General features: G+C 71.7%; 16 protein-coding genes and 1 pseudogene. 5 read left to right on the top strand and 12 right to left on the bottom strand.

The genetic code is table 11. The features are described 5' to 3' along the window. Positions 1–31: 31 nt before the first annotated feature. Complete coding sequence (locus ACFUUZ_RS11290; protein ID WP_378694963.1) at positions 32–325, top strand: winged helix-turn-helix transcriptional regulator; 294 nt, start codon at positions 32–34, stop codon at positions 323–325. Here the strand turns inward: ACFUUZ_RS11290 and ACFUUZ_RS11285 are convergent, their stop codons facing one another. The 10 genes from ACFUUZ_RS11285 to ACFUUZ_RS11240 all read right to left on the bottom strand — a co-directional run bounded on the left by ACFUUZ_RS11285 (position 326) and on the right by ACFUUZ_RS11240 (position 16,932). Next, complete coding sequence (locus ACFUUZ_RS11285; RefSeq protein WP_378694962.1) at positions 326–1,288, bottom strand: linear amide C-N hydrolase; 963 nt, start codon at positions 1,286–1,288, stop codon at positions 326–328. 102 nt (positions 1,289–1,390) lie between these two features. Further along, the gene (locus ACFUUZ_RS11280) at positions 1,391–2,554 is read right to left on the bottom strand and encodes a hypothetical protein (RefSeq protein WP_378694960.1); all 1,164 of its coding nucleotides are present in this window, start codon (positions 2,552–2,554) and stop codon (positions 1,391–1,393) included. Next, positions 2,547–7,796: an ATP-binding protein gene (locus ACFUUZ_RS11275; protein ID WP_378694958.1), complete on the bottom strand. Its 5,250-nt coding sequence runs from the start codon at positions 7,794–7,796 to the stop codon at positions 2,547–2,549. Before ACFUUZ_RS11275 ends, ACFUUZ_RS11280 begins: the two co-directional genes overlap by 8 nt. 87 nt (positions 7,797–7,883) lie before the next feature. Continuing rightward, positions 7,884–8,489 carry a TetR/AcrR family transcriptional regulator gene (locus ACFUUZ_RS11270; RefSeq protein WP_378694956.1) on the bottom strand — a complete coding sequence of 202 codons (606 nt, stop codon included), beginning with the start codon at positions 8,487–8,489 and terminating at the stop codon, positions 7,884–7,886. A 4-nt stretch (positions 8,490–8,493) separates the two neighbouring features. Next, on the bottom strand, positions 8,494–9,264 hold the full coding sequence (locus ACFUUZ_RS11265; protein WP_378694954.1) for an enoyl-CoA hydratase family protein: 771 nt from the start codon (positions 9,262–9,264) through the stop codon (positions 8,494–8,496). Beyond that, positions 9,264–10,424: an acyl-CoA dehydrogenase family protein gene (locus ACFUUZ_RS11260; RefSeq protein WP_378694952.1), complete on the bottom strand. Its 1,161-nt coding sequence runs from the start codon at positions 10,422–10,424 to the stop codon at positions 9,264–9,266. Before ACFUUZ_RS11260 ends, ACFUUZ_RS11265 begins: the two co-directional genes overlap by 1 nt. Then, a complete protein-coding gene (locus tag ACFUUZ_RS11255; protein WP_378694950.1) occupies positions 10,421–12,418 on the bottom strand; it encodes an acetyl/propionyl/methylcrotonyl-CoA carboxylase subunit alpha in 1,998 nt (665 codons plus the stop codon). The genes ACFUUZ_RS11260 and ACFUUZ_RS11255 overlap by 4 nt, the downstream gene beginning before the upstream one ends. A 58-nt stretch (positions 12,419–12,476) precedes the next feature. Beyond that, entirely contained in the window at positions 12,477–14,075 is a 1,599-nt protein-coding gene (locus tag ACFUUZ_RS11250) for an acyl-CoA carboxylase subunit beta (RefSeq protein WP_378694949.1), read from the bottom strand. Further along, positions 14,072–15,265, bottom strand: a complete 1,194-nt coding sequence (locus ACFUUZ_RS11245; RefSeq protein WP_378694947.1) for an acyl-CoA dehydrogenase family protein — start codon at positions 15,263–15,265, stop codon at positions 14,072–14,074. Before ACFUUZ_RS11245 ends, ACFUUZ_RS11250 begins: the two co-directional genes overlap by 4 nt. Beyond that, positions 15,220–16,932, bottom strand: a complete 1,713-nt coding sequence (locus tag ACFUUZ_RS11240; protein ID WP_378694945.1) for an acyclic terpene utilization AtuA family protein — start codon at positions 16,930–16,932, stop codon at positions 15,220–15,222. Before ACFUUZ_RS11240 ends, ACFUUZ_RS11245 begins: the two co-directional genes overlap by 46 nt. A gap of 115 nt (positions 16,933–17,047) precedes the next feature. Here ACFUUZ_RS11240 and ACFUUZ_RS11235 point away from each other — a divergent pair, with 115 nt between their 5' ends. After that, positions 17,048–17,200, top strand: coding sequence for a hypothetical protein (locus tag ACFUUZ_RS11235; RefSeq protein ID WP_378694943.1), 153 nt, complete (start codon positions 17,048–17,050; stop codon positions 17,198–17,200). Between the two features lie 177 nt (positions 17,201–17,377). Further along, a complete protein-coding gene (locus ACFUUZ_RS11230; RefSeq protein ID WP_378694941.1) occupies positions 17,378–17,869 on the top strand; it encodes a DinB family protein in 492 nt (163 codons plus the stop codon). Between the two features lie 45 nt (positions 17,870–17,914). Here the strand turns inward: ACFUUZ_RS11230 and ACFUUZ_RS11225 are convergent, their stop codons facing one another. Further along, positions 17,915–18,493, bottom strand: a complete 579-nt coding sequence (locus tag ACFUUZ_RS11225; RefSeq protein ID WP_378694939.1) for a hypothetical protein — start codon at positions 18,491–18,493, stop codon at positions 17,915–17,917. Between the two features lie 430 nt (positions 18,494–18,923). Here ACFUUZ_RS11225 and ACFUUZ_RS11220 point away from each other — a divergent pair, with 430 nt between their 5' ends. Beyond that, the gene (locus ACFUUZ_RS11220) at positions 18,924–20,234 is read left to right on the top strand and encodes a lipase family protein (protein ID WP_378694937.1); all 1,311 of its coding nucleotides are present in this window, start codon (positions 18,924–18,926) and stop codon (positions 20,232–20,234) included. A gap of 11 nt (positions 20,235–20,245) precedes the next feature. Then, entirely contained in the window at positions 20,246–21,784 is a 1,539-nt protein-coding gene (locus ACFUUZ_RS11215) for an LVIVD repeat-containing protein (protein WP_378694935.1), read from the top strand. 218 nt (positions 21,785–22,002) lie between these two features. On the opposite strand, the pseudogene ACFUUZ_RS11210 reads toward ACFUUZ_RS11215, so the two are convergent. Continuing rightward, positions 22,003–22,881 (bottom strand): annotated as a pseudogene (locus ACFUUZ_RS11210) (adenylate/guanylate cyclase domain-containing protein); the annotation flags it as partial. Positions 22,882–22,991: the final 110 nt, after the last annotated feature.

Here is a 22,991-nt window from a genome sequence, read left to right as displayed (position 1 = left end):
TCGGATTTCGAAGCAACTATGGTGCTTCGAAATGCGAAGCGCAAACCACGCCGCCATCCTGGCCGCCATCGACCTGCTCGGTCAGCGCTGGATGCTGCGCGTGCTGTGGGAGCTGGAGCCGGGCCCGCTCGGCTTCCTGGAGCTGCGCAGACGCATGGGGAACTGCTCGTCGAGCGTGCTCTCCACCCGGCTGCAGCAGCTGCAGGCCGCGGGGCTGGTGGACAAGCACGGGACGCGCGGCAGCTACGAGCTCACGCCCGCGACCGGGCGGCGGCTCGCCGAGGCGCTGCAGCCGGTGTGGGACTGGGCCGAGAAAGAGGGCTGATCAGCCGAGCACCCACTGCGGCTCGGCGGCGGGGCGGTACTCGCCGCTGACGTCGCCGACCAGCCCCGGCTCGACGGTCAGCTTGCGGCACTCGGTGAAGTCCAGCTCGGAGAGCCGGGTCCAGATGATGTCGGGGCTGAACGAGGACTCGTAGGCGTAGACCCCGCGGTCCAGGTCGGCGAGGGTGCGCCAGATGGTGGCCGCGATGTTGGGGCGCGCCGGGTCCGGCTCGCCGAACGGCTGCGCGGCATTGCGCATGACGCTGAGCAGCGCGGCGTAGGCGCGGCCGGGGGTGCCCGCGGGGGGCAGTCGGTCCAGGTAGTACCCGGCCCGGACGAAGCGGTCGGCCGCCTCGGTGGTGCCGGGCAGCGGCAGGTCGCCGCCGAAGCCCGCGTAGCGCCGGCGCAGCTCGAGCTGCTGGTCGAAGGGCGGCGAGTTGGTCATCACGGTGTAGGCGCGGTCGTGGTGCAGCACCGGCTTGCCGTCCAGGTGCTCGATGACGAGCGAGTCGCCGCTCGCGTCGTCCAGCGCGAGGTGCACGGTGCCGAGCCGCCCTGACCGCGGCTCGACCAGCGGCACCACCTGCATGGGCTCCTCCGCCAGCAGCCGCACGCACTCGGCGACCGTGGCGCAGCGGTCGAGGAAGTACTGCGCCCAGAGCGAGACCGCGAGCGCGGGCAAATCCGGGGCACGCTCGCCGAAGTCGGACTCGGCCAGCCAGAGCACGTGCGCGCCGAGCCCGCGCTCATTGATCCCGTCGGTGCTCGCGCCGTCCCACACGGTGGCGACCACGCTGCCGTAGGTCGCCGTCCACCGCAGCGGATTCGGGTCGCTACCGTGCCCGATGCGGGCTACGCCCCGGGGAAGCGCCCAGAGGTTGGTGTCCATCTCCTCGGGCCAGTCCATATTCCGCCCGACCAGTGCGCCCTGCTCGCTCGCCGTCCACAACGCCCGTGTGCACATGCGCTCTCCTCGCGCTCGGCTACCGCTGAGTTACCAGGAGGGCATGGTACCGCCGATCAGCCGTGTGGCGAGGTACGTAGCCTGGCGAACACCGGGACTCGGTCAGAAGTCGAGGTACCGCGCCACCTGCCGTAGCAGGTCGTCGTCGACCGGCACCCGGTGCGCGAGTTTGTTTCGCAGCCGGGAGAAGGTCTGCAGCCTGGCCCGCTGTGACCGGCCGAGGTCGACGCGGCCCTGGTCCACCAGCCACCGGAGGGTACCGATCTCGATGACCTCGGCGCTGTCGATGACATCGACCAGCCCCGCAGCCCCGATCCGGCCGCGGATCGCCTTCTCGAAGTAGGCACGCTCGTCGTCCACGTGCGGGATCAGCGTCCGATTGTGGGCGAGCCACACGCGCTGATCAATCTCTGCCTGCCCGAGGTCCGCGGGCGCGCGGCGGACGGTGTGGCCCCACCGATTCACCCGCCCGGAACGCCAGCCGTCCTCGACGTCGGCGGGTGGAACCGCCGTCGAACGCACTCGACGATCGAGTGTGGGTTCAGGGGCACCGTTCCCGCTCGCCGTGCGTCCGTTGCACCGGAAGCGCGCGAGCGAGTTCGCGAGCCCCGCGGTCGTCCGGTCCCAGTCATCGACCAGGAAATCGATGCAGGACAGATCCCACGCGGCCAGTTCGGCGATGACGGCTGCGGCGACCGGTCCCAGCTCGGCGGTTCCGCTCGTGGCGGCGAGGTGCGTCTCGGTATCCAGCCGGTCCACTACACCCCACCACCAGCGCACCGTAGTCGTCAGCCGGTCCACCCGGTCCAGAGCCGACCGCGAGAGTTCGGCGAGCGACACCCCGACCAGTAGCTTCGGACGCTGCCGCTCGGGCAGCCCGCAGGCGATGACCTGAGCGGGCCACCGATCGACGACGGTGCCCACATCGGCATGCGCCCAGCCGGGCAACAGCACGCACATACCGTGCCACGGCTCCCACCGTGCCACCGTGTCCCACTCCTCGTAGTGACGGTCCGCCACCGGATCGGCGCCGAAGGTCGAGAGCACCCGGCTCGGGAACGGCGCGGCGGTCTCCGCGCAGAACGCGGCGCGCGGAATCTCCGCCTCCAGATCGAGCAACACCGCGTCGGCCAGCCCGCTGCGCACGGCCGCGTCCGGGAAGACAACGACGACGGACTTGCCCGCGACGGTATCGGCGGCCACCGCGCGAACGAAGCGCGCGGGTCCCGGCAACCTCAGGTACTCCCGGAAGTCGTCGTCAGGCATCGGCACGGCGTAGCGCGCGGTACACCACGGGGTCGATCGCATACTCCCCGTCCCGCTCGGCAAGCACCTCGATGACCTCCAGCCGCTGCGCGACCCGCTGAACCTCCTGCACCGGGCGTTCGAGGACCGCGGCGACGACCTCGATGCGGGCCCGGGCGTCGTCCCCGAGCTGCGCCCAGTGACTGAGAACGGTTCGCTGGTCGTCGCGTACCCCCACATCCCGCAGGAACTCCTCCGCGCGGTCGCGGCTCTCGGGGAAATCGGCGAGGATGTCGCACACCTGAGCATGGCTGAGGTCGGTCGAGGAGACCTCGACGACGGCGCGCTCGACCAGCTGCGGCCAGCCGCTGGAGACCCCAAGCAGCTTCTTGCGCTCGGTCGGGGTGTTGAGCGGATTGTCGTGCCACGCCCGGATGGCATCGCCCGACCACCGTTCCAGCCGGATCGACGTGAACCGCGGCCCGGATCCGCTGAGCGACTGGGCCGCGGTGACCCCGTCGGCACCGAAGACTGCGATCAGGTGCCCGCGCCTGCGCTTGGCCAAGCCGCGCAACCCGGCGGCGAGCCTGCAGGCCGATGCTTGATCGGCGCCCGAGGCGTCGATGACGAGCGCGCGCGGAGCACTGGTGCCCGTGCCCGCGAATCGGAAAGCCTCAATCAGGGCGGGCACGTCCGGCGGTACCCCCTGCTGCACCGTCAGGTCGACGTTCCGCTCGCCCGCGACAGCGCGCAACACGGTGTGCACGTCCCCGATGCCGAGCGCGGCGCTGCCGACGACCACGAAGTTCGACGAGTCGTACTTATGGCTTACCGGGAGGAGCAGGCCGAGGTCGTGCTCACTGAGCGGACTCCGAATCGTCCCCGTCGCGCTCTGCTGCACCGTTCTCCGGGTCGAGCGCGGGTTGTACTCGTGTGGCAGCTCGAACTGCCTGCTCTCCTCGAGTTCGGTGATCAACTGGATCTTGCTGCCCAGCATCGTCACGATGTTCGGCGACCGGACCATGTAGCACTGCTCCGCGGTGCGGATCAGGACGCCGAGCCCCACCAGTTCGTCCAGGTAGACGGCGAACTGGGCGCTGGTGAGGTCGGCGAAACCAGCCTCCCAGTACAACTCGCACCAGATCCGGATCTCGCTCGCGGAGTAGTGGCTGCGGAAGCGGTCGTCCATGCTGATCGCGGCGACGGTGAGCGCGATGACCCGGTAGCGGATATCCAGATCGATTGTCAGTCGCAGCTTCTCGGCGATCCGGTCGCGGGTGGCCTTGCTCTTCGTCACCACATCCACATCGGAGTCCTGGATGACGATCAACGGCTCGCCTCGGCGCGGTGCCCTCGACTGCAGGTGCTTGATCAGGTCGGTGCAGACAATCTGGATCAGGCCTGCCTGCAGGTTGGTGAAGGCGAGCAGACGCCAGACCGACTCCGCGTTCTGGAAGCGGTAGCCGAGCGCCTCGAGCGGCCGGACCACGAGGTCGCGCGCGGGCGCCGCTTCGAGGGGGCCGATGAGGATGTCCCGGCCGCCGTGCGCGAGCGGGGTATTGGACACGTTCTGCAGGCGCTGCACCTTGTGCAAACCGGCGAAGACCGGCTTGAACCGGCCTTCGGAGTCGTCGAAGAGGCGCTTGAGCGGTCCGATATTGGCGAACTGCGAGGTCGATTCCTTGTCCAGGAAAGCATCTGCTTCATCGAGCAGCACCAGCAGTCGGCGGGTTTCCTTGCCCCTCAGCCAATCGCGGATCTCGCGAACCACGCGATCGGCCTGTCGCACCCCGGAGAGCCCCTTCGGGACGATGCCACCGGCCGCCCGCAGCTCCTCGAAGAGCACCGGCCACAGCTTCGCCGACTCCGCCCATGTGCCGATGCCGTGCGAATTGAGGTCGATGAACACGGCGTGCTGATCGGGTACCGCGCTGAAGTCGCGTTGCAGCTTCCGCAGCAGTGCCGATTTGCCCAGCTGCCTGCCGCCGTAGACGAAGAGGCTCCCGTCCCGCGCCTCCAACATCTTCAGCTCTTCGGCGCGGCCGACGAACACCTCGTCCGGCACATTCCCCGCCACCACGGTGTAGTGTCCGAAGCAGGTGAACGGGAGCGTCAACTGCTGTACCGCTCGGAACGACTGCGGATACCGGGAGGCGACGAAGACTGCCACCGCGTGATCGATGACGATGGCGCTGATTTGTTTCGTCCGGCACGTTGCCAGGCACTGGTCGCGCTGCTCACGCGTGAGCACCCCGTCGAACAGCACCAGGTTCGGCCCGTTTCCCGCGGGGAACGCGGAGGTCAGCGTCTGCTTGAGCTGCGTCGCGTCAGCGGTGACGGCGACCGAGTAGCGCGTCGCCTGACTGCCGAGACCGGGCACCAGCGACCCGTCGATCGGCGTGGCGGCGAGCTTATAGAGACGGTAGTGCCGCACTCCGCGCGCCGTGCAGTCGTTCAGGTCGCCACGCACGTCGATGCCGAGCGCGCGCAGGATCGAGTTGATCGTCTGTGTGGCCAGCTTGCCGGACCGCACGTTCAGTGTGCGCAGACGGTTCCAGCCCTCGAGCCTGTCGAGATCACTCTTCGCGATCGGCTTGCGGATGCCGTGCTCGGTGAGCTGGGCGACGACGTCCTTGATTCCGGCGGCCCGGTCGTGCTCGATGCGTTCGAGCGCGGCCGTGAACGCGTCGAAGACATGCGCACCGGCGGCATCGTCACGATCGCCGATCGGCGGCAAAGGCTGATCGATCCTGGCCAGTGCCAGGAGTTCGTTCGCCCCGATGAAATCCTCGTTCGCGATCAGCGCCGCTATTCGCTTCCGCTCCTCCGCGCCCTGAACCACCTCCGCCGCGTCGGCGGTGAGCCGCCGCGCGATTCCACTCCGGTGGTCGGCCAGCTCGTTCCGCATCTGTTGCAGCGACTCCAGCTCGAGGTCGAACCGGTCTCCGCTGTAGTTCTCCGGCGTCACCAGCCGCGCTTCGAAATCCGAGAACGTCTCCTGGGACGTGTCGTCGACGTAGGTGCGGCCGAGGTCGGCGCGCAGCGCCGTTACCTCTCTGGTGAGCCGGTGCCCCCAGTCGATCCGGCACGCGGCGAACTGGTCCGCCAGCTCGGGGCTGCGTACCGCGAGCACGCCCGCGCTGAACAGGTCGCCCCGGCCCGCGTAGGCCTGGAACAACTCGGCGTCGGGCGCGGGCTCCCGCAGCGCCGCGACCACCTGCTCCGCGTCGCACCCCGCCAGCACCGGCAAACCGGCAGGCCCGCGCTCGGCAGAAGTTACCGGCAACGCCGCCTGCACCAGCAGGTCAGCGGTGGTCAGGACGCCCTCCGGCGAGGCCGGTGCCAGGATCCACTCGACCAGTCTGCCGAGCGCGAGCTCGCCGACGCTGCCTCCATCCGCACCGGTTCGCACCGCCCGAGCGGCGAGGACCAGTTTCCGGCCGGACTCCTGCGCGGCGCCGGGCCGGCTGTCCCTTGCTGCCCGCAGCTCTGCTTCGAGCGCCTCGTTGACGCAGAGGTACACATCCTCGATGCTCCGGACCAAGGCACTTCGCGCCCACGCCACGATCTTCGCACGCAGCTGCTGCGGCGAGCTGACTCGCGCGTCGACCTCCTCGATCAGGTCGTCCGCGTTGCCGATCCGGGCCAGGGCACCGGCGAGGGCGGCGCGGCGGGCCTCGCCGCCGCTCGCCATCACCACCGCCTCCAGCGCGGCCCCCAGCGCTTCGGAGCTCCAGAGCAGGACTTTGAGAACCTTATCGGCCCTCGGGTATCCGATTTGTCGGTTCTCGAGCAGGGTTCGCAGAGCGCGGGCCCGCTCGCGTGCATCGTCGTCGGCAGAGTCGACGAGCCCGCGAACGCCGACGACATGCTGGTAATGCCGATCGCACGCATGGATCGACTCGTCGACCAGGTCCTTCCAGGACGGTGCCGGATTCGCCTGCCTGACCACCGACTCGAGCTCGGATCGGGGCACCCAACCGGCGAGCAGCGCTGCCCGCAGCGCGGCGGCGAGCGCGACGGCAGCGAAGCCTGCGGAGGAGAATTCGCCGTCCGGCAGACTGGTCAGGGCCACCAGGGCCTCGGACGAATCGATGCTGCCCGGGCCCGAGTTGAAAGCCATCGCGGCCAGCTCGAAGGCCGCCACATCGAGGGGCGGCAGGCCACCTGCTTGGGCGATCAGCCAGGCGGCCGCGAAGTTCCCTGTCCCCACATGCCGCGCCAGCTCGGCATCGAGCACATCGGCCGGTGCAACGCTGTCTGTTCTCGATGAAGCGATCTCGTCGGCCGGACCGTCCTGGTCGTCGCCTTCGACGGGCTGAGGTTCCGGGGCGAGGTCCGCGCGCACCTCGGCGACCTCCGGGGTGTCGAATTCGGCGGGGGGTGGCGCCAGGTCGTCGAGTTCCGCCACCGCCGCGGTCTCCACGTCGGCCACGGGTGCCTCCGCTGGTGCGGGCGGCTCGATGCCGAGTTCCGCTTCGAGCGCCTGGATCTCGGTGGTGGCCCGCTCGTGCGCGTTCCGATAGAACTCGTCACCGATCAGCGGCTCGAATCCGCGCGCCGCGCCACGCAGGTTCTCCAGCCGTTCCCACTGCTGGGCTCGACGCTCCGTCGCCGCCGCCAACTCCGCCTCCCGCGCCGCCGCAGTACGGACGGCGTGATCCATCGCTTCGAATCCGGCGATCCCCTCGCTCCCCTCCACCTCGCGCAGCGTGGCGGCGACCGCCTCTACCGCCGCGTTCCAGGACTGGAGTTCGGCGAGTGAGAGCTCGAGCGGCATGCCGTCGCGCACGCGGCCGGCCATGGCGGTCAGGTGCGCCGCGAACTCGGACGCTGTGGCCCGGAGAACCTCGATCTGCTCGGAGAGTTCGGCTGCGGTGGCGGGTGGATCCGCGACCTCCCCGCTCGGCGCTTCGCGCAGGCGACGGAGATGGTCGACGAACTCGTCAACGGAGATATTGCCCTGCCGCGCGGCGAGAAACAGCACTGACTGTTCGCCGACGCTGTGCGCGATCGCCGCCCCCTCGACCGAGCGCGTCTCCATCTCGGACGCGTACAACTGCGGAAGGCCGTTCAGCAACCGGTCGGACTGCCCCGGAATCTTCAGCCACTGCCGGAAGCCACGGACATCTATGGTGGCGCCGCGCGGCCGGTGGCCCGTGACCCGGATCGTTTCGCGTAACTTCTCGCTCGACAACAGGAGTGCTTCGATCTCCGCGTCGGACAGGTGCAACAGGCACTGCCGGACTATCGAACTCTGCATCCGGCGAACATCCCACGCCGGGACACCGGTTCCCATCGTGTGTTCGAACGACTACCGAACTATTCCGTCCGCAAGGAAAATAGGGGGCTATCCGTGCAGCGCGGTATGCAGCGTGGCGGCCCACTGCTGCACGATCAATTTCCGCCGCACCGAGTCGTCGGTGAGCACGTCGGCCAAGCCCAGCCCGCGGGCCAGGTCCAGCGTGGCCTGGACCAGGTGGTGCGCCACCGGGTCGGAGTCGTCGATCTCGAGCGCCTCGACGGCGCGCCGGTGCACCGCCCGGCCGAACTTGGCCTCCAGCGGGACGATGCGCTCGCTCAGCGCCGGGTCGGCGGCGGCGTGCGTCCACACCTGGAGCGCCGCCTTGAAGAGCGGGCTGGTGTAGGACTCGACCAGCCCGGAGACGACCGCCTCGGTGCGGGCGGGGCCGGAGGTGGCGGCGAGCGTCGCCGCCTCCGCTCTGGCCTGGCCGTCGCGCACGTCGAACATGTACTCCAGCGCGGCGGTGATCAGGTCCTCGCGGGTCGGGAAGTGGTGCTGGGCGGCTCCGCGCGAGACCCCGGCGCGCTCCGCGACCACCGCGACCGTGGCTGCGGCCCACCCGAATTCGGCGAGACAGTCGATGGTCGCCTCGAGCAAACGCTGCCGGGTGGCGCGGCTGCGGTCCTGCTTGGGTTCGTGCGGAGTCACCATGCGCTCATTCTGCCCAGGAGGGCGGGCGGCGCTGTAGGAAGGCGGTCATCCCCTCGCGCACCTCGGCGGTGCCGAAGAAGCTCGCCGAACGCTCCGCGAGCTCCTCCGCCGTGCTGTCGAAACCGGCCAGGATATCGGCATTGACCAGGCGTTTCGCCTCGGCCAGGCCCTGCGGCGCTCCCTTGCGCAGCTCGGCGAGCAACCGGGCGATCTCGGCGGCCGGATCCTCGGCGGCTACGGTCACCAACCCGATCGCGGCCGCGACCTCCGGACCGAACTTTTCACCGGTCAGGTAGTAGCGGCTCGCGGCGCGCCGATCCAGCCGGGGCAGCAGGGTCAGCGAGATCATGAACGGCGCCAACCCGATTCGCACCTCGGTGAGCGCGAAGCTGCTGGCAGGCCCGGCCACGACGAGGTCGCAGCCCGCCACGATTCCCATGCCGCCCGCGCGGACGTTCCCGTCGATCCGGGCCAGCACCGGCTTGGGGATCTCGACCAGCCTGCGCAGCACCCCGATCATGCTGCGGGTGCGCTGGTCCGCCGCGACCGCCGGGTCGGCATCGCTCGCCTCGCTCAGATCCGCACCGGCGCAGAAGGTGTTGCCGGTGTGGGTGAGCACGATGCCGCGCACCGCCTCGTCCGTGGCGGCGGCGTCCAGCCCGGCCAGCAGCTCGGCGACGAGCCTGCTGGAGAGCGCGTTCCGGTTGTGCGGCGAGTCGAGGGTGACCGTGGCGAAGCCGGCGCTCACCTCGTACCGCACCAGCGGCTCGGCCATCAGTACGACTTCGGCAGGCCCAGCGAGTGCTGGGCGACGAAGTTGAGCACCATCTCCCGGCTCACCGGCGCGATCCGCGCGATCCTGGCCGCGGCCAGCATGGAGGCGAGCCCGACCTCCCTGGTGAGCCCGGAGCCGCCGTGCGTCTGCACCGCCTGGTCCAGCGCCTTGATGCTGGCCTCGCCCGCGGCGTACTTGGCCATGTTGGCGGCCTCGGCGGCGCCCATCTCGTCGCCGGTGTCGTAGAGCACGGCGGCCTTCTGCATCATGAGCTTGGCCAGCTCGACCTCGACCTTGGCCTGCGCCAGCGGGTGCGCGATGCCCTGGTGCGCGCCGATCGGGGTCTTCCACACGGTGCGCTCGCGGGCGTACTCGACGGCCCGGTCCAGCGCGTAGCGGCCCATGCCGACGGCCATCGCGGCGCCCATGATGCGCTCCGGGTTGAGCCCGGCGAAGAGCTGCATCAGCGCGGCGTCCTCGCTGCCGACCAGCGCGTTCGCGGGCAGCCGGACATCGTCGAGGAAGAGCGTGAACTGGGTGTCCGGCTCGATGATGTCCATCTGCTGCGCGGTCTTCTGGAAACCGGGGGCGTCGGTGGGGACGATGAAGAGCGCGGGCTTGAGCTTGCCGGTCTTGTGGTCTTCGGTGCGGGCCACGATGAGCACCGCCTCGGCCTGGTCCACGCCGGAGATGTAGACCTTGCGGCCGTTCAGGATCCAGTCCTCGCCGTCCCGGCGGGCGGTGGTGGTGATCTGGTGCGAGTTGGAGCCCGCGTCCGGCTCGGTGATGCCGAAGACCATCTTCGCCGAGCCGTCGGCGAGCTTGGTCAGCCACTCGCGCTTCTGCCCCTCGGTGCCGTACCGGGTGATGATGGTGCCGCAGATGGCGGGCGAGACCACCATGAGCAGCAGCCCGGCGCCCTGCGCGGCGAGCTCCTCCATCACCAGCGCGAGCTCGTACATGCCCGCGCCGCCGCCGCCGTACTCCTCGGGCAGGTTCACCCCGAGAAAGCCGAGCTTGCCCGCCTCGTCCCAGAGTTCGTGCAGCGGTTCGTGGTTGCGCGCCCTGGGCAGCACGTAGTCCAGGTAGGAGTACTTGGCCGCGAGCGCCGCGACGGCCTCGCGCAGCGACTTCTGCTCGTCGGTTTCGATGAAACTCATGCGTTCTCCTCGGATTCCGCGGGGTCGACCACCGCGAGGACGGTGCCGACGTCGACCTGGTCGCCGACGCCGACGTGCACGGCGCTGAGTACGCCGTCGGCGGGGGCCGCGATGGTGTGCTCCATCTTCATGGCCTCCAGCCAGAGAATCGGGGTGCCCGCGGTGACCGCGGCGCCCACCTCGGCGCCGAGCCGGATCACGGTGCCGGGCATGGGCGCGAGCAGGGACCCGGTGGCCACCTGGTCGGCCGGGTCGGTGAAGCGCGGCAGCTTGCGCAGCGCCACCGGGCCGAGCGGGGAGTCCACCGCGACCAGGTCGCCGTACCTGGCGATGGCGAACTGCCTGCGCACCGGCCCGCGCTCGCCCGGCACCGCGAGCACCACCCGCTCCGGGGTGGCTTCGAGCACCGCGAGCCCGTCGTGGCCGTCCACCGCGGTCACCCCGCGGGTGACCCGGTAGCCGACCTCGTGCACGGTGCCGTCCCTGCCCTCGAACCGCTTGACGGTGGACTGCGAGGGCAGGTTCCGCCAGCCGCTCGGCAGCCCGGGGACCGCCCGCGCGGCCGCGCGGTTGGCGGCGGCGTCGGCCAGCGCGGCGGCGACGGCGGAGAGCTCGGTGCCGTCGGCGTCGGTCAGCGGCGCGGCGAGTTCGGCGAGGCCGTGCGTGGCGAAGAAGGCGGTGTCGGTGTCGCCCGCCAGGAAGGCGGGGTGCCGCAGCACCCGGACCAGCAGGTCGCGGTTGGTCACCAGGCCGTGGATCTCCGCGCGCTGCAACGCGTTCGCGAGCAGCCGGGCGGCCTCGGCGCGGGTCTCGCCGACCGAGATGACCTTGGCCAGCATGGGGTCGTAGTGCACGCCGACCACCGAGCCGTCGACCACGCCGGTGTCCAGCCGGATGCCGGAGCGCGCGGGCAGGTCGAACTCGGCGAGCACGCCGGGCACGGCGATCCGGTGCACGGTTCCGCTCTGCGGCTGCCAGTCCTGCGCCGGGTCCTCGGCGTAGAGCCTGACCTCGATGGCGTGGCCGCGCTGCGCGGGCGGCTCGGCGGGCAGCCGCGCGCCGTCGGCGATCTCCAGCTGCCACCGGACCAGGTCGAGCCCGGTGGTGCACTCGGTGACCGGGTGCTCCACCTGGAGCCGGGTGTTCATCTCCAGGAAGAAGAAGTCGCCGCGCTCGTCGGCCAGGAACTCGACGGTGCCCGCGCCGGTGTAGCCGATCGCCTCGGCGGCCAGCCGAGCCGCCTCGAAGAGCCGCTCCCGCATCCCGTCCACCCGCTCGACCAGCGGCGACGGCGCCTCCTCGACCACCTTCTGGTGCCTGCGCTGGATCGAGCACTCGCGCTCGCCGACGGCCCAGACGGTGCCGTGCGTGTCGGCCAGCACCTGCACCTCGATGTGCCTGCCGGTCTCCAGGTAGCGCTCGCAGAAGACGGTGGGGTCGCCGAAGGCGGACTGCGCCTCCCGGCGCGCCCCCGCCAGCTGCGGCTCCAGCTCCGAGAGTTCCCGGACCACCCGCATGCCGCGGCCGCCGCCGCCCGCCGACGCCTTGATCAGCACCGGCAGCATCTCGGCGGTGACCTGCGCCGGGTCCAGCTCGGCGAGGACCGGGACCCCGGCGGCGTCCATCATCTTCTTGGCCGCGACCTTGGAGCCCATCTGCTCGATCGACCCGACCGGCGGGCCGATCCAGGTGAGCCCGGCCTGCTCGACCGCGCGGGCGAATTCGGCGTTCTCAGAGAGGAAGCCGTAGCCGGGGTGCACCGCGTCGGCGCCCGCGGCGAGCGCGGCCTCGATGATCAGGTCACCGCGCAGGTACGTCTCGCCGGGGGTGTTGCCCGGCAGGCGAACAGCCGCATCGGCCTCCGTCACGTGCGGCGCGGCCGCGTCCGCGTCGGAGTACACGGCGACGGTGCCGAGCCCCGTGCGGCGGCACGTCGCGAACACGCGCCGCGCGATCTCGCCGCGGTTGGCCACAAGGACGCTGCTGACAGTCATGCCGACCTCACATTCGTGCGCGCGACGGCGCTCAGGACGGTCCTGCTCATTTCGCCCCCTACATCCGGAAGACGCCGAAGCCCGCGGCGCCCTCGATCGGTGCGGTGTGCACGGCGGAGAGCGCCATGCCGAGCACGGTGCGGGTGTCGCGCGGGTCGATCACGCCGTCGTCGTAGAGCCGCCCGGACATGAACATGGCCAGCGACTCCGCCTCGATCTGCGCCTCGATCATGGCCCGCATCCCGGCATCGGCCTCCTCGTCGAAGCCCTGCCCGCGCGCCTCGGCGGCGGCCCGGCCCACGATGGAGATGACCCCGGCCAGCTGCGCCCCGCCCATGACCGCGGATTTGGCGCTGGGCCAGGCGAAGACGAAGCGCGGGTCGTAGGCGCGCCCACACATGCCGTAGTGCCCGGCCCCGTAGGAGGCGCCCATGAGCAGCGAGATGTGCGGCACCGTCGAGTTCGAGACGGCGTTGATCATCATCGAGCCGTGCTTGATGATGCCCTTCTGCTCGTACTCCTTGCCGACCATGTAGCCGGTGGTGTTGTGCAGGAAGAGCAGCGGGGTGTTGCTCCGGTTGGCCAGCTGGATGAACTGGGTCGCCTTCTGCGACTCCTCGGAGAAGAGCACGCCGCGCGCGTTCGCCAGGATGCCGACCGGGTAGCCGTGCAGCTCGGCCCAGCCGGTGACCAGGCTGGAGCCGTAGAGCGGCTTGAACTCGTCGAACTCCGAGCCGTCCACGATCCTGGCGATCACCTCGCGCGGGTCGAACGGGATCTTGAGGTCGGGGGGCACGATGCCGAGCAGCTCCTCGGCGTCGAAGAGCGGCTCCAGCACCGCCGCGCGCGGCGCAGGCCCCTGCTTGCGCCAGTTCAGCCGCCGGACGATGGAGCGGCCGATCCGGATGGCGTCCTGCTCGTCCACCGCGTAGTAGTCGGCCAGCCCGGAGACCCTGGCGTGCATGTCGGCGCCGCCGAGCGATTCGTCGTCCGACTCCTCCCCGGTCGCCATCTTGACCAGCGGCGGCCCGCCGAGGAAGACCTTGGAGCGCTCCTTGATCATGACCACGTGGTCGGACATGCCGGGGATGTACGCCCCGCCCGCCGTCGAGTTGCCGAAGACCAGCGCGATGGTGGGGATACCGGCCGCGGAGGCGCGGGTGAGGTCGCGGAACATGCGCCCGCCGGGGACGAAGACCTCCTTCTGCGTCGGCAGGTCGGCGCCGCCGGACTCGACCAGCGAGATCACCGGCAGCCGGTTCTCCCGCACGATGTCGTTGACCCGCAGCGTCTTGCGCAGCGTCCACGGGTTGGAGGTGCCGCCGCGCACGGTGGGGTCGGGCGCGACGATCATGCACTCGACGCCTTCGACGACGCCGATGCCGCAGACGGTGCTGCCGCCCACGTGGAACTCGCTGCCCCAGCCCGCCAGCGCGCAGAGCTCCAGGAACGGCGAGTCCTCGTCGATCAGCAGCTCGATGCGCTCGCGCGCGGTCAGCTTGCCGCGCTTGCGGTGCCTGGCCAGCTTGTCCGGGCCGCCACCCGCGACGGCCTTGGCGAATTCGGCGCCGACCTCGGCCAGCTTCTCGGTCATGGCCTCGGCGGCGGCGCGGTACTGCGGCGCGGCGGTGTCGACGGTGCTGCGCAGCACGGTCATGACTGGTACCCCAATCGTTTCGCGGCCAGTGCGGTGAGGATCTCGGTGGTGCCGCCGCCGATGCCGAGGATGCGGATGTCACGGTACTGCCGCTCGACCTCGGCCTCGCGCATGTAGCCGAGCCCGCCGAAGAGCTGAACGGCCTGGTTGGCGACCCATTCACCGGCCTCGACGGCGGTGTTCTTGGCGAAGCAGACCTCGGCGATCAGGTCGCTCTCGCCCGCCGCGGCGCGCTCGACCACGCTCCGGGTGTAGACCCGGGCGACGTCGGTGCGGCGGGCCATCTCGGCGAGCGTGTTCTGCACCGCCTGCCTGCTGATCAGCGGCCGCCCGAAGGTCTCCCGATCGCGGCACCACTGCAGCGTGAGGTCGAGGCAGCGCTGCGCCTGGCTGTATGCCTGCGCGGCCAGCCCGGCCCGCTCGCTCACGAAGGCCTGCGCGATCTGGGCGAAGCCACTGTTCTCCGGCCCGACCAGGTTGCCGACCGGCACCCGCACGTCGACGTAGGAGAGCTCGGCGGTGTCCGAGGCGCGCCAGCCCATCTTGTCCAGCTTGCGGCTCACGGTGAAGCCGGGCGTTCCCTTCTCCACCACCAGCAGCGAGACCCCGCCCGCGCCCTGGCCGCCGGTGCGGACCGCGGTGACGACGAAGTCGGCGCGGCAGCCGGAGGTGATGTAGGTCTTGGCGCCGTTCACGACGTAGTGGTCGCCGTCCCGGACCGCGCTGGTGGTCAGGTGCCCGACGTCGGAGCCGCCGCCGGGCTCGGTGATGGCGAGCGAGCCGATCAGCTCACCGGCCAGCGTGGGCCGCACCCAGCGCTCGATCTGCGCGGGGTCACCGGCGGCGACCAGGTGCGGCACCGCGATGCCGCAGGTGAAGAGCGAGGCGAAGAGCCCGCCGGAGCCGCCCGCGTAGTGCATCTCCTCGCAGACCAGCGCGGCGTCGATGCCGTCGCCGCCCGCGCCGCCGACCGCCTCCGGGAACTGGATGCCGAGCAGCCCGAGCGCGCCCGCCTTCTTGTGCAGCTCGCGCGGGATCTCGCCGTCCCGCTCCCACTCGTCCAGGTACGGGAGCACCTCGCGCTCCACGAAACCCTTGACGGTGCCGCGCAGCGCGCGCCGCTCGGGGGTGTTCCATGCGTTGTTCACAGCAGCTCCGTGGGGATCTCGACGTGCCGGGACCGCAGCCATTCGCCGAGCCCCTTCGCCTGGGGGTCGAATCGGGCCTGGTAGGCGACGCCCTTGCCGAGCAGCCCGTGCACGACGAAGTTCAGCGCGCGCAGGTTGGGCAGGACGGTCCTGGTGATGGGCAGCTCCGCGGTCTCGGGGAGCAGGGTGCGCAGTGCGTCGACGGTGAGCGTGTGCGCCAGCCAGCGCCACTGCTCCTCGGTGCGCACCCAGACGCCGACATTGGCATTGCCGCCCTTGTCGCCGCTGCGGGCCAGCGCGATCGTGCCGAGCGGGAGGGTCTTGGTGTCGCCGGGGGTGAGCGGCTCCGGCAGCGCGGGCTCGGCGACCTCGAGCAGGTCGCGGGTGGCTCGCGGAGCACCGATCCGCACCACGGCGCCGTCCGGCAGGACCGCGGTGTGCCTGACCGCATCGGCGGGCACGTACCCCGGCGTGAAGACGCCGTAGGGGGCGCCGTTGCCGGGCGGGGAGGTGAGGGTGAAGCCGGGGTAGCTCGCCAGCGCCAGCTCCACCGCGACGGCGGAGAAGGCGCGGCCGACCTTGTTCGGGTCGGGGTCGCGCACCACGCAGCGCAGCAGCGCGGAGCCGCGCTCCTCGGTGTCGGCGTCGGGGCGGTCCAGCCGGGCGAGCGACCACTCCAGCTCGGCCGGGCGGGTGGGCAGCCAGGACTCCAGCTGCCGCCGCGTGAGCTCGGCCTTGGCCTCGATGTCGAGGCCGGTGAGGACGAAGGTCATCTCGTTGCGGAAGCCGTCAAGGGTGTTCAGCGAGACCTTGGTGGTGGGCGGGGGCGCCTCGCCGACCACGCCGTCGATCCGCACCCGGTCCGGGCCGTCCTGGGTGAGCCGGATGCTGTCCAGCCGGGTGGTGACGTCCGGGCCCGCGTAGCGCGCGCCCTGGATCTCGTACACCAGCTGCGCCGCGACGGTGTCCACGGTGACGGCGCCGCCGGTGCCCGCGTGCTTGGTGATCACGCTGCTGCCGTCCCGGCGCAGCTCGGCGATCGGGAAGCCGGGGCGGTCCAGGTCCTGGATCTCGGTGAAGAAGGCGAAGTTGCCGCCGGTCGCCTGGGTGCCGCACTCGATCACGTGCCCGGCCACCACCGCGCCCGCCAGCGCGTCGTGGTCGTCGGCGGCCCAGCCGAAGTGCGCCGCCGCCGGGCCCGCCACCAGCGCGGCGTCGGTGACCCGGCCGGTGACCACGATGTCGGCGCCCGCCTGCAGGCACTCGGCGATACCCCAGGCGCCCAGGTAGGCATTGGCGGTCAGCGGGGTGCCGAGGCCGAGCTCGGCGGCGCGGTCCAGCAGGTCGTCGCCGGTGACGTAGGCGATCTTCGGCTCCAGCCCGAGCTTCGCCGCGACCGCGCGCAGCTGCTCCGCCAGCCCGGCCGGGTTCAGCCCGCCGGCGTTGGCGACCAGCTTCACGTTCTTGTCGATGGCGAGCCCGAGGCACTCCTCGACCTGGCGCAGGAAGGTCTTGGCGTAGCCGCGCGCGGGGTCCTTCATCCGGTCCCGGCCCAGGATCAGCATGGTGAGCTCGGCCAGGTAGTCGCCGGTCAGGACGTCGAGGTCGCCGCCTTCGAGCATCTCCCGCATGGCGACGGCGCGGTCACCGTAGAAGCCGGAACAGTTGCCGATCCGGAGCAGCTCCGGGTCGGCCGCGAGACTGGTCACGCGATGCCTCCTGTGCAAGGGCGCGGCCGCCTCGCCGTGCCGGTTACAGGGTCACATCCGCGGTCGGTAAAAAGCAAGCCCGCGTGCTTGTTAATTGCCCGGGTAGGCTGCGGCCGTGTCCTCGAACATCACCGTGCTCCTGCTCCTCGCACTGGCCGGCTTCCTGCTCGGCGGGGCGATCACCCTATGGAAGACCACGCGGTGGATGGCCGTCTCGCTCGGGGTCTGCGCGGTGCTCGCCGGGGTGGCAGCGTTCGTCTGGAGTTAGTTCGGCCCGCGACCTCGCGGCGAGCTGATAGATTCACCAGCGGCCCGCCGCCCTGCTTCTGACGCAGGCACCACCTTCTTCGGCGGCCGATCCAGGTTCCCGGTCGCACAGCCGACCACACCAGCAGCTCGGCCTGCCCGGTGTGCGCGTCGGACCGGCCGGAGAGGACCGACCGTCATGACCTCCACACCGCCCGCCTGCACCGAACGCGAAGTTCTGGAAACCCTGCTCGACCAGGCACGCGCCGACCTCATCGGCACGGTGCGCGGCCTGAGCGAGAGCGCGGCCAGAAGTAGGCTCGTCCCCTCGGCGACCACACCGATAGCGCTGATCAAGCACGCCACGTTCGCCGAGCGGCTGTGGTTCCAGCGCACCCTCGGACAACTCCCGGACGAGGAGTGCGACGGCCCGCTGTGGCCGCACGGCGGGTTCGAGGTAACCGACGCGGAGACGGTCGCCGGGGTGGTCGCCGAGTTCGAGGGCGCGAGCGCGCTGGCCCGTTCGATCGCCGCGCGCATGCCCCTGGACGAGACCCGCGAGCATCCGCACACCGGCGCTGTCATCAGCCTCCGCTGGATCTCCGTCTTCATGACCGCCGAGTTCGCCAGACACGCGGGCCACGGCGACATCCTCCGCGAGCAGATCGACGCATCGAACGGCATGCGGTAGCCCCGGCGCGGCCCGTGACTCCACGAACCGCGCCGGGAGTGCCCACTACCCCGCCGGAGCGAGCTCCAGCAACCGCCGGGCCCCGGTGACCTCCGCACCGGCCCAGAACGTCTCCGTACACCCGTCCCCGGACGACCCCGCGCCCGAGGCGCGCACCGCGCAGGACTTGAAGGCCCGCCCGGCGACGCTCACCCGGTGCCGGGCGGGGAACATGCGCCTGTCGAGCTCCTCGGGCGGCGTTCCGCCCCAGATCACGGTCTCGGAGTGGCCGCCGCCGAGGTGCGGGACCATGTCGGCCCGGTAGCTGTCGACCGCGATGGCAAGGACGTCGGGCCGGATCTCCCGGACGGCGGCGGCGGGCCAGTGCGCCAGGTCGAGGGGGGTGGCGCCGAGGATTTCCAGCGGGCGGACGGCGGCGGGGTCGGAGACGGGGACGATCACCTCCCACCCGGATGCCCGCATGTCGAAGAGCCAGCCGCCGAGGTGGCGGACCACCTCGGCCACGGCGGGCGCGACCACCACCAAGCGGTAGCGGAGTTCGCACCGGCGGGCGTGTGCCCGCCATTCGGTCGGTGAGTAGCTGCCGAAACCACGTTCGGGCAGGTGCGCGGATCGTATCGCCATGTTCCATCCGTTCTCGATGCCACACCGGCGGCAGGCTCGCCCGAGCCACGATCGCGGCGCACGGGGGCGCGCGCGATCCGCCTCGACGAGGAGAAGGCGACGACGCACCGGGACTGGGGGCTGGGCGTCGCGCTGGGGCGAAAGCGTGCCGTATCCACGGTAACGGGGTTACTGCGGCCTGAGGGCGAAACGGCGGATTCCGACCGATCGGCCTGGAATCGGGACCGATCGGTCGCACGACTCACTGACCGATTACGCCAATGAACTGCGAAAACCGCGATCCACTGTGATTGACACCGGGGGGACCCACTCTCTGGTAACCGTGTTACTGTGCAGTAGATCGCGACCGTGACCCGCCGCACTCGGCGGCCGCGTGGTGATCGAGGACATCCCGGCGAAGGGGCCGGGGTGGTGGCCAGGGAGAGTTCGGATGGTTGACAAGCAGCGCCGTTGGCGGGGGCGGATGACGGCGGCGGCGCTCGCGGTCGCCTGCGCCGCCGGGCTCACCGCGGTGGCGGCCCCCGCGCAGGCCGCGCCGGTGAGCGACTTCTACGTCCCGCCCGCCGCGGTCCCGGCCACGCCGGGGGCGGTGATCAAGACGCAGCCGATGTCGCTGTTCGCCACCCTGCCGACCGAGCAGGGCTGGCCGGGCAAGGGCGAGCTGATCATGTACAGCAGCACGCTGCAGGACGGCACGCCGGTCGCCACCACCGGCACCTACATCGCCGCCGCAGGCCCGTGGGTCGGCCCGGGTCCGCGCCCCACCGTGGTGATCGCGCCCGGCACCTCGGGGCAGGCCGACCGCTGCGCCATGTCGGTGGCGTTCTCCACCGGGCTGACCGCCTTCGCCGACCCGTCGCCGAGCATCTCGGCCAACCAGGAGCTGCCCTCGTCGGCGGTGTGGTCGGGGCTCGGCGCGAACGTGGTGATCCCGGACTACATCGGGCTCGGCACGCCCGGCATCCACACCTACGGCAACCGGTTCGAGCAGGGCCACGCCGTGCTGGACGCGGCGCGCGCCGCCAATACCCTCGCGGGCGTCGGCCCGGAGACCCCGCTGGTCTTCTGGGGCTACTCGCAGGGCGGCGGCGCCACCGCGGCCGCCAACGAGCTGCTGCCCGAGTACGCACCGGAGCTGAACCTCAAGGGCACCTGGGCGGGCGGCCCCACCGCCGACCTCTCGGCCATCCTGCCGCAGATCGACGGCGCGCTGATCGGCGGCGCCATCGGCTACGCCGTCAACGGCATGCTGGCCCGCTTCCCCGACCTGCAGCGCGCCCTCGACCGGGTGAGCAGCCAGCCCGGCCGGGACATGCTCGCCACCCTGAGCGAGACCTGCATCGGCGACCTGATCGTCCGGCACCCGTTCCTGCGCACCAACTCGCTCACGGTCGACGGCCGCTCGTTGAGCGAGCACCTGGCCGACATGCCGGAGGCAGGCCCCGTGCTCGCCGAGCTGAAGGTGGGCCAGTTCAAGCCGCACGCGCCGGTGCTGATCACCAGCGGCCGCAACGACGACACCGTGCCGTACGGCCAGGCCAAGCAGCTCGCCCAGGACTGGTGCGGCCGCGGCGGCACCGTCGAGTTCCGGACCAACGAGCTGCCGCCGATCCTGTCCGGCACCACCATCCCGAACCACTTCGGCCCGGAGCTGATCGACGGCTTCAGCCCGAACAGCGTGATCGCGTACCTGCTCGACCGGCTCGCGGACAAGCCGATCGCGGGCTGCTCGATCAACTGACGGAGTAGGCGATGCGGGTGCGCAGGGTAGCGGCGGTACTGGCCGGGGCGGTGCTGCTTCCGGTCGGGGTGGTGGCGGCCCAGCCGCCGCCGTCCGGGGTGCGGCACATCGCGGCGGTCGCGGAGAGCGCGGCCGCCCCGGCGGAGTGCGGCCCCGGCTCGGCCCCGGAGACCGGGCTGCAGGGCGAGGTGCCCGCGGCGGACCGGGCGAGCGGGCGCAGCGCCGAGGGGTACCGGTGCAATATCACCCGGATCGGCGGCTTCGACGGCCCCGGCGGCGGCATCGTCTCCGCGGCCTTCGAACACTGCGTCTACGTCGGCAGCTTCTTCCCCGGCAGCCTCACCGGGCCGAGCCCGGGCGTGCAGGTGCTCGACGTCTCCGACCCGGCGCACCCGGTGCCCACCGCGATCCTGACCGAACCGGCCATGCTGGCGGGCACCTGGGAATCGCTCAAGGTGCACGAGGGCCGCAGGCTGCTGGTCGGCGCGGGCGTCCCGCTGCTCACCGGGGCCGGGCTGCTCTCGGTCTACGACCTCTCCGACTGCGCGCACCCGCGGCTGCTCAACCCTGGCCCGGGCACCGCACCCGACCAGCCGCTGCCGATCATCGCGCACGAGGGCGGTTTCTCCCCCGACGGCCGCACCTACTGGTCGTCCGGGACCGCGCCCGGCCTGCTCAGCGCCGTCGACCTCAGCGACCCGGCGCAGCCGCGGATCGTCTGGCAGGGGCTGCCCGGGCTCTCCGTGCACGGCATCGGCTTCAGCCCCGACGGCGACCGGCTCTACCTGGCCAACAACTTCGGCGGGCTCACCGTGCTCGACACCTCCGCGGTGCAGCGCCGCGACCCCGACCCGACGGTGCCGACGCTCTCGGCGACCACCTGGACCGACGGCTTCGCCACCCAGCACGCCGTCCCGGTCTCCTACGGCGGGGTCCCGCACCTGTTCGTGGTGGACGAGGCCGGGTCCGGCGGGGTGAAGATCTTCGACGTCGCCGACCCGGCGCAGCCGAAACCGGTGAACTCGATCAAGCTGGAGATCAACCTCCCCGCCAACCAAGACACCGCGCTGGCCTCCAGCTTCGGCGGGTCGCTCTTCTCCTACGACGCGCACTACTGCACCGCCGACCGCCCGCGCGACCCGACCGCACTGGCCTGCGGGTGGCTCGCCTCCGGCATCCGGGTCTTCGACGTGCGCGACCCCGGCGCGGTCCGGGAGATCGCCTACTACAACCCGCCCGCGCGCACCGGGCAGCCCGCCGGGGCGAACTCGCCGCAGTCGCTCTTCTCGGTCGCCGGGGTGCCGCTGCTGAACGCGGGCGCGCTCACCCAGGCGCTCGCCGCCGGGGTCTTCGACCCCGCGCAGGCGCTCGGCGGGCCGCGCTCCGACCGGCTGACCGGTGACCAATCCGCCGACCTGTGCTTCTCCCCGCCCGCGTGGCGCGGGACGCAGCTCTGGGTGACCTGCTCGGACAACACCTTCCAGACGCTCCAGCTGGACCCGGCGGTGTACACCCCGCCCGCCGACCAGCAGACGACGGTCGGTTCCTAGTCCCCGCCGGAGCCCCGCTTACGGCCGGGTTTCGCCCGCCGCTCGGCGGTGCCCGCCGCTTTCGCGGCGGCGGGATCGTGCGGCGGCTCCGCCGGTGCCGCGCGCCCCGCCCGCGCTCTACCGTTCCGCGCGGCCTTGTCCGGCTCACCCTTCGACCGGCCCGCGCCGGGTTGCGCCGCCCCCGTGCGCCCCTTCGGCGCGGCACCAGCCCCTGCGGCCGGTTCGCCCGCGCTCAGCACGAAGAGCCGCAGGTCCTCCGGCACCCCGCTCAGCGGCGCCGCGAAGAACCCGCGCCGGTACGGCTTCACGCTGCACCCGAGCAGCTCCAGCGCCTCCGGCTGCAGCGCGCGCAGCGTCGCCTCGGAGAGCATGGTGTTCCCGTTCCCGCCCGCCTCCATGACCCTGGCGGCGATGGTGACATCGACACCGAGCCAGTCGCCGCCGATCTCCCGGGGCGAGCCGGTGTGCAGCCCCATGCGCATGCGCGGCCGGTAATCGCCGAAGTCGACCGCGGCGAGCGCGCGCTTCATGGCGACGGCGGCGGCGAGCGCCTGGTCCGGGGAGCGGAAGACGGCCATGAGCCCGTCGCCCATCCGCTTCACCACCGACCCGCCGCGCTCGACGACCGGCGGCTCGATGGCCAGCGCGACCCGGCGCAGCAGGTCCAGCGTCGCCTGGTCGCCCGCGGTGAGCGACCAGCGGGAGAAGGCGACCAGGTCGGTGAAGAGCACGGTCACCTCGGTGCTGCCGCGGCCCCGCCCGACCCGCTCCAGCATGGCCTGCCAGACCTGCAGCGCGCCGAACCCGACCTCGCGGGCGGCGCTGGGGGTGTCGCCGACGAGCCGGTCGGCGGCGCGGGCGACGGCGCGCGGCCCGCCGGGGCCGGTGACCGAGAGCGGATCCCCGAACGCCGGGTCGCCGGGCAGCTGCCGCCTGGCCCGGCGCAGCGCGCCGATGATGTCCGGCCGCCGGTTTGCCGAGTGCACCAGCTCGGCGAAGCGCTCGCGCGGGAGCCGCGCGCGGCCGCCGGGCGCGGCGCCATCGGGAGCCGCCGCCTGCTCCGGCTCCGGATCGGCACCGCCGGATGTCGGTCTCACGGTGCGAGGGTAGCGCAGCGCCGCGCCGAATAGCGGGTCCGAAGGTCACAGGTATCGCGAAAACGGCAGCGCAACGGCGGAAAAGGGCGATGCACGCACCCGGCCCTGTC

The sequence above is a fragment of the Nocardia sp. NPDC057353 genome (assembly GCF_042667085.1).
In the GTDB taxonomy this organism is placed as follows: Bacteria; Actinomycetota; Actinomycetes; order Mycobacteriales; family Mycobacteriaceae; genus Nocardia.
Note: the sequence above shows the minus strand (reverse complement) of the source record. Positions and strands in the feature narration are given on the sequence as shown.

Coding starts and splice junctions, on each gene's coding strand:
- ACFUUZ_RS11245 (WP_378694947.1), bottom strand. CDS start 15,265: ATGGCTGCGGTCCCGGCACGTCGAGATCCCCACGGAGCTGCTGTGAAC.
- ACFUUZ_RS11250 (WP_378694949.1), bottom strand. CDS start 14,075: ATGACCGTGCTGCGCAGCACCGTCGACACCGCCGCGCCGCAGTACCGC.
- ACFUUZ_RS11280 (WP_378694960.1), bottom strand. CDS start 2,554: ATGCCTGACGACGACTTCCGGGAGTACCTGAGGTTGCCGGGACCCGCG.
- ACFUUZ_RS11270 (WP_378694956.1), bottom strand. CDS start 8,489: ATGGTGACTCCGCACGAACCCAAGCAGGACCGCAGCCGCGCCACCCGG.
- ACFUUZ_RS11290 (WP_378694963.1), top strand. CDS start 32: ATGCGAAGCGCAAACCACGCCGCCATCCTGGCCGCCATCGACCTGCTC.
- ACFUUZ_RS11220 (WP_378694937.1), top strand. CDS start 18,924: ATGGTTGACAAGCAGCGCCGTTGGCGGGGGCGGATGACGGCGGCGGCG.
- ACFUUZ_RS11225 (WP_378694939.1), bottom strand. CDS start 18,493: ATGGCGATACGATCCGCGCACCTGCCCGAACGTGGTTTCGGCAGCTAC.
- ACFUUZ_RS11255 (WP_378694950.1), bottom strand. CDS start 12,418: ATGACTGTCAGCAGCGTCCTTGTGGCCAACCGCGGCGAGATCGCGCGG.
- ACFUUZ_RS11285 (WP_378694962.1), bottom strand. CDS start 1,288: ATGTGCACACGGGCGTTGTGGACGGCGAGCGAGCAGGGCGCACTGGTC.
- ACFUUZ_RS11215 (WP_378694935.1), top strand. CDS start 20,246: ATGCGGGTGCGCAGGGTAGCGGCGGTACTGGCCGGGGCGGTGCTGCTT.
- ACFUUZ_RS11275 (WP_378694958.1), bottom strand. CDS start 7,796: ATGCAGAGTTCGATAGTCCGGCAGTGCCTGTTGCACCTGTCCGACGCG.
- ACFUUZ_RS11265 (WP_378694954.1), bottom strand. CDS start 9,264: ATGGCCGAGCCGCTGGTGCGGTACGAGGTGAGCGCCGGCTTCGCCACG.
- ACFUUZ_RS11230 (WP_378694941.1), top strand. CDS start 17,378: ATGACCTCCACACCGCCCGCCTGCACCGAACGCGAAGTTCTGGAAACC.
- ACFUUZ_RS11260 (WP_378694952.1), bottom strand. CDS start 10,424: ATGAGTTTCATCGAAACCGACGAGCAGAAGTCGCTGCGCGAGGCCGTC.